The following is an 11,510-nucleotide window of genomic DNA, read 5'->3' as shown; positions in this document are numbered from 1 at the left end:
AAACTCGCCGTCCGCTACGAAGCCACCCTGCACATCGCCGCCATCAACATCTGGCTCGCCGACCTCACCAAGATCAATTCCTAAACAGCACCTAGGCCTCATCCGAGGAGTCTGGGCTGGTCCATGACCCACAACCTGGTTCGGTCTGCCTGCCGGCGGGCTACCTCGCTGGTGGCTCACCAGCGAGTCGGACTGAGGTGAGCCAGGTCGCCGTCGTGCAGAGAGCGAAGCATCCGACACCCAACCATCGCGCCGAGGTAGGCATCTTCCACTTCACATAAGTGCATACTTGCAAAACTCTTTAACTGCATACATCATTGAGGCATGCTGCGTGGCGGATTTGTGACGGCAGGAAGAGGCGGGGCGATGAACGAGTTTCTGACGGTCCTGCGGGACCGCATCGACGCTGCCCAGCACGGGCTGGAGCAGGCCGAGAAAGCCGGCCACGAGCACGAGGTCCACCTGCACAGCGCCCGGCTCCTGGACTTGGTCGACTGTGCCACCAGTCACGGAGTGGACACCACAGAGTGGGTACCTTCCGTCGTCCTGGCGACCGCGACCAGGAGCGTCCGATGACCGTGCCGCTGTATCAGGTCAAGGCCCAGCTCTTTCGTACGCTGGGACATCCGGTGCGCATCCGTGTCCTGGAGCTGCTACTGGACGGCCCCAAGGCGGTGCACGAGCTGTTGACAGAGCTTCCGATGGGATCGGCCAAGCTGTCGCAGCAGTTGGCCGTTCTGCGCGGAACCGGCGTGGTGTCGGCACGTCGAGACGGCAACACGGTCGAATACTCGCTGAGCACCACCGATGTCGGTGACTTGTTGCGCGCGGCACGCCTCGTCTTGACCCAGCACGCGGTAGGGCAAGGAAAGCTGCTGGCCGAACTGCGCATGGAGACAGCATCGTGACATCGCTATCGTCCGGTGGGTACTCCAAGCGTCAGCCGGCCATTCCCGGCCAGCGCCCCTCCGGACCGGAACCAATCGGTCGTGCCAGGTCGGCACACCACAACCGAGCCGAACGCGGCGAGGTTGTGATCGTCAGTGATGGCAGTGGCCTGCGGCACCAAAGGCCACCTCGACTACGGGTGCAACCGACGGTGCGCGCTTACGCGGCCTTGATCAAGGACCTCGGTGGACCCCACGCCGTTTCGCAGCCGGTCACCGCCCGGAGTAACCGCGAACTCATCGGCTCTCTCCAGGCGCTTCCCGCTGACACCGGGGCCGTTTATCTGGCACACACGGACCCCGAACGAGGGTTCGTGGCCCAACGCGCGTTGTCCGAGGCTGGTGGGCCGCCGCTGATCACCGATCAGGACACCACCGCGATCGGACTGACGGCCGAGTTGCTGACCGCGTTGATGCGTGCTGGACGCCAGCTAGCGACCAGCTACGTAGTGGTCGCGGGCGCCGATGCCATGCCCAACCTCTGCCCACTGCTGATGGCCGCCGGCATTCGCGACATCGGCATCTGGAAACAAGCCGACGCCGCAGTGCTTCCGCTCGCCCAAGCCATCCAGGGAGCCGACGCTGTCATTGACGTCCGGGATCGAGCCAGCAGCCCACACGACTCAGGGATCGACGGCCCGAGCGTGGTGGTCGCCCCGAACGACCCCACCTGCTCGATCGTCGCCGTTCCAGGATTGCTGCGGGCGGTCGTGGACGCGGCGAATCCGCGGATGGACGTGGGTGTTTATGGGGCCTGCGCTCATGCCCTAGTGATGGCGACGCCGGCCGATCGCTGCCTGCCCGCGCCCGACCTCGCGCTCACTGACAGCGTCGCGTGGGCGACCGCGCAAGCGCTCAAGCATGATCCCGGCACATGACGAATACTGACCGATCTTCCCATTTCTCGTCCCACGGACAGGAGGAGGTAGAACACTAAACAAGAACGGCATGGGGTGCACCGAGAAAGTGTCGAGCAATGCGGGAGTATCGGAGTTAGTTGCCAGCTTCCGTTTTCGGTAGTGTGCGCAAGAATGCGACTAGGCATTTTCTTGAGGCAGCATCTTGGCAGTTCAGATGCGGTGCTGTGGACGTCGGCTGTCACCAATCTAAGGCTGTCTAGATCCTGTCCGCGCTTCTGTGGCGGCTTTTTGCCTTCGCTACTTAATCGATTCCCAAACCGATGGAGTGAGTAAAAATACATACTGATCGTTCCGTGATTTGAAGGCATTCCCGTTACTCTGGTGGCCATCCCTTCCAACGATGTGAATGGTGCCTATGCACCTGTGAGGAGCGGCAGGATGACCGCAGCGACTATCCCCGGTCTCGACCAGGCACCGACCACGCACGAGCGTCTGCTGTCGTGGGTGCGCGAGGTCGCCGAGCTGACCACACCCGACCAGGTCGTGTGGTGCGACGGTTCGCAGGAAGAGTGGCAGCGACTCACGGACCAGCTCGTTGAGGCCGGCACGTTCACTCGTCTGGAGAAGAAGCCGAACTCCTTCTGGGCCGTGTCCGACCCCAGCGACGTCGCACGGGTCGAAGGCTCGACCTACATTTGCTCGGAGAAGCCGGAAGACGCGGGTGTCACCAACAACTGGATGCACCCGGTCGACATGAAGATGATCATGCGGGAGCTCTACCGGGGCGCCATGCGTGGCCGCACGATGTATGTCGTCCCGTTCTGCATGGGCCCGGTGGACGCCGAGCCGCCGAAACTGGGCGTGGAGATCACCGATTCCGAGTACGTCGTGGTTTCGATGCACATCATGACGCGGATGGGCTCGAAGGTCTTGGAGCGCTTCGGCGCCGACGCGGAGTTCGTCCCAGCGCTGCACTCGGTAGGTGTTCCGCTGGAGCCGGGCCAGCAGGACGTGGCCTGGCCGTGCAACGACACCAAGTACATCACCCACTTCCCCGAGGAGCGGATGATCTGGAGCTTCGGCTCCGGTTACGGCGGTAACGCGCTGCTGGGCAAGAAGTGCTACTCGCTGCGCATCGCGTCGGTCATGGCCCGCGACGAGGGCTGGCTCGCCGAGCACATGCTCATCCTCAAGCTGACCTCGCCGGAGGACAAGGTCCACTACGTCGCCGCCGCGTTCCCGTCCTCGTGCGGCAAGACGAACCTGGCGATGCTGCAACCGACGATCCCGGGCTGGAAGGTCGAAACGCTCGGTGACGACATCGCGTGGATGCGCTTCGGCGAGGACGGTCGCCTTTACGCGGTCAACCCCGAGGCCGGGTTCTTCGGCGTCGCCCCCGGCACGGACTACCACACCAACCCGACCGCGATGCGCACCATCGAGCAGGGCAACACGCTGTTCACCAACGTCGCCCTCACCGACGACAACGACGTCTGGTGGGAAGGCATGGGAACCCCGCCCGCGCACCTGACCGACTGGAAGCAACGGGACTGGACCCCGGACTCTGAGGAGCCCGCGGCACACCCGAACTCCCGCTACTGCACGCCGATGTCGCAGTGCCCGATCCTTGCACCGGAGTGGGACGACCCGAAGGGCGTGCCGATCTCGGCGATCCTCTTCGGTGGCCGCCGCAAGACGACGGTGCCGCTGGTGAACGAGGCGTTCGACTGGCAGCACGGCGTATTCATGGGCGCCACCATGTCGTCTGAGACTACGGCAGCGGCCACCGGCCAGGTTGGTGTGGTGCGACGTGACCCGATGGCCATGCTGCCGTTCATCGGCTACAACGTCGGCGACTACCTGCAGCACTGGCTGCACATCGGCGAGACGGCGGACACCTCGAAACTGCCGCGGATCTACTACGTCAACTGGTTCCGCCGCGACGAGTCGGGAAAAAAGATCGTGTGGCCTGGTTTCAGCGAGAACTGCCGCGTGCTGAAGTGGATCATTAATCGCATCGAAGGCAACGCCACAGCCGAGGACACCGCCATTGGCAGGGTGCCCTCAGCCGATCAGATCGACCTGTCGGGCCTAGACACCCCGCGTGAGGACGTCGAAACAGCGCTCAACGTGGACGTCGAGGAATGGAAGGCCGAGATCCCGCTGATCGAAGAGTGGTTCGCCAAGATCAGCAACTCGCTGCCAATGCCCTTGGGCGACGAGCTGAACGCCCTCAAACACCGCCTCGGATAGGCGCCACAGGTCGGCTCGCGGTACTGCCAAGCGGCACGCTGAGGTTTGGCAATGACTGCTCAGTCGAGGGAGTCGTGGTGACTACATCCGACTCCCCAAAGCGGGCACGGAAAGTCCAGTGGGCTGTCCAGTGCGACAGCCCACTGGGCATCGCTCGGCGCCGACCAGCCTGGAACGTTCGCAAAATGGACGTTCGGGACCACTCGTTGGTGATCTTCGATGGATCCACTGGCTTTGAGCCGAGCGGCTTTGCGGATGCCGCGCTCCGCCATCGCTAGATGGCAAGGTGAGGGTGCCCAACACACGCTTACGCTGACCTCGCATTGATGGACCGAATCTATGTGCCAAGATCTTGAATCTGCCAGCCAGTCTGTAGGCGAGGGAGGTCGGCGACGTCCAAATCCTGCGCTGTGGCTGTACTACCAGTATGGAGGCAGGCTGCCAGCGAGGTACAGCAAATGGATTCTCCACGACGGAACATGTACAACATGGCTGCTGCGTGTCCTGATCCGCAGCCTCGTGCAGATCGCTCCAATCGCCATCGCGCTGTTCGTTACGCTAGGCGTGCTTGGCGGTAATTGGCCACTTGCTGCCGGCTCACTCCTGCTCGGGATTCTGGTCGTCGTCAGAATTTCACTGACCAGCGCAACGGACAGTGTTGACAATCGGCTTGCGAATTACGGGTTCCCGCCAGGACACGGGTCAAGAGTGCGTAGTCAAATCGACGAGGCTGCAGCGGCGCGATACCGCGCGAGATGGCGACAAGACCGCCCCTAATTGTCATGACAACTTAGTGCGATAAGTGTCTTTACCTCTCCTTGGGATTTATCAGCCCTTGGTTCGAGGCGCTTCTCATGTGCCACGTGGATGTCGCACCGCCTGGCGAACGGTCCATTCAATACTGTCCGTCAGGGCGGGATCTATACCGGGGAAATCCTGGTCTGGTGGAGTCATCGTACACAGAGCTTGAGCCACTGCGGCGTACACGTCGATATCGATCCTTGTTATGGGCGAGTCCAAGGCGACGTTGAGCAGTCCAGGCAAGGCCCCGATGGAGCCGACGAAATCTTTGTCTTTGGGGGTGAGGATCGCAGGTCCGGTTTCGCCTAGCGCGCGGAGGTCATCATGCTGCTCGGTTCGCAGGTCGATAACGGCATCGGCGTCCTGAGAAACGCGTTCTAGTGGAAAAATTGGGGCATCTGCTTCCTTCCAGAACGCGATGTCAAAGATCTGGACAGCCATGAGCAAGGGGCCGAGGTTGGGCAGGGTGCTGCCTTCGGCGAGGACGACTTGACTGGTAGCAGTCGCGCGTCCTCTGCGCGTCAGGATTGTCAACAACTTTGCGCACAGGGCCATTGCAGTGACGTCCTGATCAGCGATCACAAGGCGTCCCCCGGACCCGCCTCCCAAGTTTCGCTGAACGGTCGCCAGTCGCGAAGCGTCCGTGTGTACGAGGTAGACCGCCCGGACCTCCGCAGGCAAGGCGCGCAAACCATCAACAAGCTCATGGGCGTCGTAAGCATTCAGCAGGATGTCGCAGGCCCTTGGCCCTCCGAGTTGCCGAAGCAACCTGGCGTACCCGCGTAGCACCGAGTCCAGCTCGAATCCCACGGGTTCGGCCAAGCCGCTCCCGTCACTGACCACGGCGACGGGCATAGCGAGGCCGTTGGACTGGTCGGTGGTCACCGTTTCACTCTCGCACTTGTGGAGGCTGATCGATCCCGCCACCGTCGTGTGCAGTTGTCCTTTGCCACGGACAGGTCAGTAGGTCACTGATCCCGTCGCTCGGACGGAAAGGCGGTTCCGTCTTCCGTTGGAAGCCCGCGGCTTGCCACCAGTCCCGCCGTGCCCTCGGCCAGCCGGTACGACAGGCCCGCGATCGCACAACGGCCGGCTTCGACCTCGGCCGCGAGCAGGGTGGAGCGCCCCACCAGATAGTCGACGGTCCGCCGGATGTGCTCATCCACAAACTGATTGATCTCGGTCAGGCCAGCCGCACGTCCAGACAGCACACTCGGCGTCACTCGCTCCACGACATCCCCCAGGTAACCGGCTGGCGCGACACCGTCACGGTGAGCCTCAGCGGCTGCCGTGACAGCTCCGCACGAGTCATGCCCGAGCACCACTACCAGTGGCGCCCCTAGCACGCTCACCCCGTATTCGATGCTTCCTAGAACCTCCGGCCCTGACACATGGCCAGCCGTACGTACGACAAAGAGATCGCCCAGACCGCGGTCGAAGATGATCTCGGCCGCGAGGCGGGAATCCGAACACCCGAAGAGCACAGCGAAGGGACGTTGACCCGGCGTCAGGGCGGATCTGCGGTCCGCGTCCTGGTTCGGGTGCAACCGGTCGCCGTGCACGAAGCGCTCGTTGCCCTCCACCAAGACAGCGAACGCGTCTTCAGGAGAGGAGGGGATGAAGCTGGACATACGTAGCAAATTACCGAACTATCGATGAGGACGGGCCGTGGCACTTGTCACCCGCAGTCCAACGCCTGGCTTCTAGGACTCACCCAACGTGAGGTAAGAGGACGGCGGGCTGCCGAGGTTCGACAGCTGCTGCGGTTCGGGTGTTCATTCCACTGCCGCCAGCACGGCTCCGGGTTGGCGGTGTTGGCGGATGTGGCGGGTGAGGGTGCGGGCTCGTTTCGAGCCGATGCTGAGTTTTCGGCGGAGGGTGTCGGCGGAGATCGGACGTTGGTAGAGGTTCCAGTGTTCGGCGTCGAGGCGGTATGCCTCCTCGCGCAGCGGATCATCGTCCTCACCGTGCGGTACCTCTGAGTCTGCGTCGGTGGTGTTGGCGCTGTGACCGGGCACGTTGTTCACGACCGTGCGCAGCGCTGGCACATCGTCGGCCTCTTCGGGCACCTCTGGTGACGTGCTGGCTTCGCCCGAGTCCGTCGAGTGCGGCTGCGCTGATGCGCTCTCGTCGGACTCGGGAACAGTCCCACTCGTCGTCTCGGCGTGGCGCCGTTTGAGTGCCTGGTTGAGTAGTTCGACTGACAGCAGTAGCGCTAGTGGTGGGCAGGCGGCTACGGCGATGGAGAAGGTGTTCAGTTCGGGTGCGGAGGCGATGTTGGCGCATAGCGATAGCCCGATGCCGAGGGCGAAGGAAAGCCATGCTTTCCACTGCCCGGTGGCGCGGTGGCGGTGGCCGGTTTTCCAGAGTTCGATGGTGGCCATCGTCAAGAGTCCGTCGACGATGAGTGGCCAGAGGGTGGCGGTGGTTTCGTCGGCGCCGAAGCGCAGGGCGAAGTCGCGGCCGTGCCGGTAGGAGACGTAGGCGGCGCCCGCGGCCACCAGGAGGGTGCAGGCGCACTGTAGATGCAGTGATCGATCGGGGGTGGGGCTCGGTGTGGATGGCGTGCTGGTCATCGGGCTTCACCTGCCCGGGGCTGTCCGTGGGTGTCGCGGATCGGGACGCCGCGTTCGTGCAGGCGTTGGCGGACGGTGCCGGCGGCGACGTCCATGCGTGCGGCGATGCGGGTCAGCGACCATCCCTGGTTGTAGAGCCGGACGGCGTCGTCGATCTGCTCGGTGGTCAGGCCGCGGCGGCGCATCGGGATATCGTGGCGGTGCAGGATCGCGCTGACGGTGCGGCGCTCGATACCGAACTGATCACCCAGCTCGTAGACGGTGGAGCCGGACTTGTAGCCCTCGATCAGTTGCTGCACCTGGTCGTCGCGGAGTCGCCGGGTGCGGCCGGGCTTTGCCCGCTTTGGTGTCGGTTGGGACGGTGCAGTCAGGTCCGGCAGCTCCTTTCGCAGTGTTTCCAGTGCGCTGACCTGGGCTTTTGTGTTCGAGTAAGCTCCCCCAACCTCCACCAGAGGTTCGATTTTGGTGCTTTGACCAGCACTTTTGAACGTAGAGCAGCCCTCCCGACCAGTGTCTGGTCGGGAGGGCTTTTGCTGGTCAGGACCTGTTTCGGTGTTCTAGTCCCTTAAGGTGTCGTGGCTGGTGGGACTGGTGTGACTCGCACTGGTCGGTGTTGGGTGGTTGAACCGCCTCGGGATGTCCGGAGACTTATTGGTGTGACAGCTCAGCTGGTTGCTGAGGATGTTGGTGAGCGTAGTGGGCTGCTTCGAGCTCGGCTGGTGGGAGGTCACCACAGTGCTCGTAGAGGCGTCGGTGATTGAACCAGTCGACCCATTCGGCGGTGGCGAGTTCGACCTGTTCGACGGTGCGCCATGGTTTGCGGGGTTTGATCAGTTCGGTCTTGTAGAGGCCGTTGATCGTTTCGGCGAGCGCGTTGTCGTAGCTGTCGCCGACGGTTCCGATGGAGGCGTCGATGCCGGCGGCGGCGAGGCGTTCGGTGTAGGTGATCGATGTGTACTGGCTGCCGGCGTCGGTGTGTTGCACGAGTCCTGCCAAATCCGTTGTGCCGTACCGGTTTCTGGTCCAGATGGCCTGCTCGATCGCATCCAACACAAGACCGGTAGTCATGCTGGTACTGGTGCGCCAGCCGAGGATGCACCGAGCGTAGGCATCGATGACGAACGCGACGTAGACCCACCCCGACCAGGTGTAGACGTAGACATCCCACACGGGTCAGTTGTCCCCAGTGGCCGGCTTCGGGGTCTTTGTGGGTGGTGGTCAGGCGGTGCCGTCGTCCCAGGGTGGGTCATGAGCGAGGCACCACCAGAGGCGGCCGAGCAGCTTGTCGGCGAGGTTGCGCAGGGCGGCGTTGTGATGGTCACTGGCGGCGCGTCGCCGATCGTAGTGTGCGCGGGCACCTGCTCACCGCGTGCTCGGGCCGAACTGCGTTGCCAGGAAGGCGGTCTGGTCTCGTACCGCGCGCTCGAATAGGTCGCCCACGTAGATGTCGAAGTGGTCGCCCTCGTAGCGGCCGACCTGGACGTGGTCCTGCCCGGCGGCGAGCCGGGATGTGGTGTCGGCGGGTGCGGCCCTGTCGTCCTCGCACACGCACAGCAGAGTGGGCGCGGTGATTTTCGGCAGGTCCTTTCCCGGCCGGTACAGCGGTAGCCGCAGCGCCAACCGGGCCGCGACCCCGTTGGCGCTGTCGGCCCCGCCGTCGGTCCCTTTGAGGACGCCCCAGAGGGTGTCGCGACCGACCCCTGTGGCGGCAGGCCGGAAGGAATCGTCACCGGTCTCGATGTTCTTCGATAGACCCCTCCCCAGCGACGACATCTTGGTCACGGCCGCGGAAGTCCGGGGGGAGAGCCGGGTTCCCGGGGGTAGCAGCCGCGAGGCGGCGGCGATCGCGGTCGGCGACACGAGGTAGGCGGGCATCCACCACACGCCCACCACCGGAGCGAGCACCGGCTTCGCGCCGAACAAGGACCCCACGGCGTCGAGCACCCCGGCAGCGACGAGCCACAGCATGCTCAACGGTGAGCTGCGGAGGCGTGAGAACAGCGAAGCCGGACCGTCGGTGAACGGGCACTGGGCCACCACGGCGGCCAGCTGATGGTCTTCACTCGCAATCCGCAGCGCGTGTCCCCCGCCGAACGAGGTTCCCCACACCGCGATCCTATCGGTGTCGACCCCCGGCAGCGACCGACCGTAGGCCAGTGCAGCTCGCCAATCGTCGAGCTGATCATCAATGTCGAGCAGCTGTCGAGGCGAGCCCTCGCTGGCTCCCAGGTGCCGGTAGTCGAACACCAGCACCATCCACCCCTGCTCGGCGAACCGCTCCGCGAACGCGTCCAGCCGCCACTCCCGCACCGCGCCGAGACCGTGTGCCATGACCACCAGCGGTCGCAATCCACTCACTTCGGCAGGGGCATATAGCCACGCCGCGCACTGCAGGCCACCGGACTCGAACCAGACGTCGCGCCGCACGGTGGCAGCGCCCGGGTTCTGCCTTGATGTCGTCTCCATCGCCATCCTCCTCAACGGCCCCTACCGTCTCTTGATTACCATTCAAGATCGATCGCGAGGTTACGACTCTCTTGAATGGAAGTCAAGAAGTGGTCCACTCGGCACCTGCGCCCGGTATTGGCGGCAGTAAGTGCCGGACGTGGAAGGTGCGACGCGCGTGACGCGAAACCGGCGCGGGGCCCTCCCGCCCCTTCGCGAAGCAGAGAAGCCAGGTTGGCGTGTTCTTGAATACCTGCCAAGATGCCGGTATGGCTCGCAACCGCCGTCCGGTCCCCAAGGAGCAGAAACGCGACGAGCTACTGGCCGCTGCAGCGCAACTGTTGGTGCTCGACGGCTACGAGGCCACCTCAATGAGCCGACTCGCCCAGCACGCCGGTGTCGCCCCGAACACGCTCTACTGGTACTTCCACGACAAGGACGAACTGCTCGTAGCCGTCGCCGACCGGTATCTCCAAGCGCTACTGCGCGAGCACGCCTCGCTAGCAGACCGGCCGCTCGCCGATCAGTTTCTCTGGTTGATCGAGAGGCTCCGGCCGGTCAAGCACCTGGTCGCCACGGTGCATAACAGGGTCGCCGTCTCGGCGTCCGTCCGTGAGTGGCATACCGGCTTCCATCAGAGCTTCGAGAACCTCTTCGAGCGACAACTCGCCGGTCCCCTGGCCGCCGAGCACCGCACCGCGGAATTCGCTGCCGCGACCTTCATCCTCGAAGGCGCAATCACCCACGGCATCGACGAGGCCACCACTGGCCAACTCTGCAAGATCACTGCCGATCGCCTGCACCGTGTAGCCGAGGCGAAGATGAACGCAATCTAGGAAGTCACGAGGGTCCCGTCGCGGGTCACGTATGCCGCGCCCTGCTTCTTCATACGAAGCTTCTAGTGGCATCGGAATGATCTTGGTCGACGGCCCTTTTGCTCGGGCTTCACGCATACCCATCACCGACCACCCCGGCACGATCAACCAACCAACTTCGAAAGCCCTTGCATCCCAACACGTCCATGTCAAGTTGGGAAAGCCTCAGTGGGCGTCCGGGGCCCTGGTTGGTGTCGGGCAGGCGGTCGGCGTCAGAGGTGATGAACGCTGTCGTCGATGCCTTCTCCCAGTGCTGCGATGGCTGCGCTGGAGTGGCCGGCGGCGTGCAGTGGTACGCGGATGTCGGTTTTGAGGTCGGGTCGGTAGCCGGCGAGGACATCGGCTGGGCCCTCGATGTCGACCGATCCCATCGCGGCGGGCAGCAGCACTGTCCGCGCCCGTCCCAACGTCTGCTTGTGATCGTTCGGGCTGTCCGTCGCGTCGTCGCATGCGTGCAGCCTGGCTGGGGCGCCGACGTTGGACAGCACGGTGGCGGTGTCGACTGCGATCCGCGCCGTGTTCGCCGCCGCGATCGCCCAGCGTTCGAGCGCGAAGTAGGGCCCGGCGCACAGCACAACCCGAACGACCCATCGGTGAGGGGCACGGCGAGCCCGGGTCGGAACGGCGGGTGTGGCGCGGGGTTCCACTCGTCGAGCAGCGCCTCGATGTTGGCTCGCCACTGCTGATCGGACAGAGTCGCGCCGTCTTGCATGCGCCAGCGCATCGCGTGCTGTTGGACATCGGAGGTCTGTT

General features: G+C 64.0%; 12 protein-coding genes and 1 pseudogene. 6 read left to right on the top strand and 7 right to left on the bottom strand.

Annotated elements, in window-relative coordinates; translation table 11 throughout:
* The first annotated feature begins 366 nt into the window (after positions 1-366).
* From FHS23_RS20235 to FHS23_RS20215, 5 genes are all read left to right on the top strand, one after another.
* Positions 367-576, top strand: a complete 210-nt coding sequence (locus FHS23_RS20235) for a hypothetical protein (protein ID WP_183658449.1) — start codon at positions 367-369, stop codon at positions 574-576.
* Positions 573-908: an ArsR/SmtB family transcription factor gene (locus tag FHS23_RS20230; RefSeq protein WP_183658447.1), complete on the top strand. Its 336-nt coding sequence runs from the start codon at positions 573-575 to the stop codon at positions 906-908. The genes FHS23_RS20235 and FHS23_RS20230 overlap by 4 nt, the downstream gene beginning before the upstream one ends.
* A 353-nt stretch (positions 909-1,261) precedes the next feature.
* Positions 1,262-1,825 (top strand): hypothetical protein, encoded by a 564-nt coding sequence (locus FHS23_RS20225; RefSeq protein ID WP_183658440.1) that lies wholly within the window; start codon positions 1,262-1,264, stop codon positions 1,823-1,825.
* Positions 1,826-2,245: 420 nt separating this feature from the next.
* The gene (locus FHS23_RS20220) at positions 2,246-4,060 is read left to right on the top strand and encodes a phosphoenolpyruvate carboxykinase (GTP) (RefSeq protein WP_183658437.1); all 1,815 of its coding nucleotides are present in this window, start codon (positions 2,246-2,248) and stop codon (positions 4,058-4,060) included.
* A 339-nt stretch (positions 4,061-4,399) separates the two neighbouring features.
* Complete coding sequence (locus FHS23_RS20215) at positions 4,400-4,837, top strand: DUF5313 family protein (protein ID WP_183658434.1); 438 nt, start codon at positions 4,400-4,402, stop codon at positions 4,835-4,837.
* 75 nt (positions 4,838-4,912) lie between these two features.
* Here FHS23_RS20215 and FHS23_RS20210 read toward each other — a convergent pair whose 3' ends face one another.
* From FHS23_RS20210 to FHS23_RS20185, 6 genes and pseudogenes are all read right to left on the bottom strand, one after another.
* Complete coding sequence (locus FHS23_RS20210) at positions 4,913-5,746, bottom strand: hypothetical protein (protein WP_183658431.1); 834 nt, start codon at positions 5,744-5,746, stop codon at positions 4,913-4,915.
* 83 nt (positions 5,747-5,829) lie between these two features.
* A complete protein-coding gene (locus tag FHS23_RS20205; RefSeq protein WP_221219868.1) occupies positions 5,830-6,492 on the bottom strand; it encodes a carbonic anhydrase in 663 nt (220 codons plus the stop codon).
* A gap of 144 nt (positions 6,493-6,636) precedes the next feature.
* Positions 6,637-7,437 carry a DUF2637 domain-containing protein gene (locus FHS23_RS20200; protein ID WP_183658428.1) on the bottom strand — a complete coding sequence of 267 codons (801 nt, stop codon included), beginning with the start codon at positions 7,435-7,437 and terminating at the stop codon, positions 6,637-6,639.
* A complete protein-coding gene (locus tag FHS23_RS20195; RefSeq protein WP_183658425.1) occupies positions 7,434-7,886 on the bottom strand; it encodes a helix-turn-helix domain containing protein in 453 nt (150 codons plus the stop codon). The genes FHS23_RS20200 and FHS23_RS20195 overlap by 4 nt, the downstream gene beginning before the upstream one ends.
* A 199-nt stretch (positions 7,887-8,085) precedes the next feature.
* A pseudogene (locus FHS23_RS20190) lies at positions 8,086-8,595 on the bottom strand (IS3 family transposase); the annotation flags it as partial.
* Positions 8,596-8,799: 204 nt separating this feature from the next.
* Positions 8,800-9,903: an alpha/beta hydrolase gene (locus tag FHS23_RS20185; protein ID WP_183658422.1), complete on the bottom strand. Its 1,104-nt coding sequence runs from the start codon at positions 9,901-9,903 to the stop codon at positions 8,800-8,802.
* A gap of 248 nt (positions 9,904-10,151) precedes the next feature.
* Between FHS23_RS20185 and FHS23_RS20180 the strand changes: the two genes are divergently transcribed.
* The gene (locus FHS23_RS20180; RefSeq protein WP_183658419.1) at positions 10,152-10,718 is read left to right on the top strand and encodes a TetR/AcrR family transcriptional regulator; all 567 of its coding nucleotides are present in this window, start codon (positions 10,152-10,154) and stop codon (positions 10,716-10,718) included.
* A 251-nt stretch (positions 10,719-10,969) separates the two neighbouring features.
* Here the strand turns inward: FHS23_RS20180 and FHS23_RS20175 are convergent, their stop codons facing one another.
* Entirely contained in the window at positions 10,970-11,332 is a 363-nt protein-coding gene (locus FHS23_RS20175; RefSeq protein WP_183658416.1) for a hypothetical protein, read from the bottom strand.
* Positions 11,333-11,510: the final 178 nt, after the last annotated feature.

The sequence above is a fragment of the Prauserella isguenensis genome (genome assembly GCF_014191605.1).
Lineage (GTDB): Bacteria > Actinomycetota > Actinomycetes > Mycobacteriales > Pseudonocardiaceae > Prauserella > Prauserella isguenensis.
The sequence above is the reverse complement of the archived record's forward strand: the minus strand, read 5'-3'. Positions and strand labels throughout refer to the sequence as shown.

Bases quoted from the DNA above. Each gene is read 5' to 3' on its own strand.
- FHS23_RS20185 (WP_183658422.1), bottom strand. From the start codon at position 9,903: ATGGAGACGACATCAAGGCAGAACCCGGGCGCTGCCACCGTGCGGCGC.
- FHS23_RS20205 (WP_221219868.1), bottom strand. From the start codon at position 6,492: ATGTCCAGCTTCATCCCCTCCTCTCCTGAAGACGCGTTCGCTGTCTTG.
- FHS23_RS20220 (WP_183658437.1), top strand. From the start codon at position 2,246: ATGACCGCAGCGACTATCCCCGGTCTCGACCAGGCACCGACCACGCAC.
- FHS23_RS20235 (WP_183658449.1), top strand. From the start codon at position 367: ATGAACGAGTTTCTGACGGTCCTGCGGGACCGCATCGACGCTGCCCAG.
- FHS23_RS20215 (WP_183658434.1), top strand. From the start codon at position 4,400: ATGTGCCAAGATCTTGAATCTGCCAGCCAGTCTGTAGGCGAGGGAGGT.
- FHS23_RS20200 (WP_183658428.1), bottom strand. From the start codon at position 7,437: ATGACCAGCACGCCATCCACACCGAGCCCCACCCCCGATCGATCACTG.
- FHS23_RS20230 (WP_183658447.1), top strand. From the start codon at position 573: ATGACCGTGCCGCTGTATCAGGTCAAGGCCCAGCTCTTTCGTACGCTG.
- FHS23_RS20180 (WP_183658419.1), top strand. From the start codon at position 10,152: ATGGCTCGCAACCGCCGTCCGGTCCCCAAGGAGCAGAAACGCGACGAG.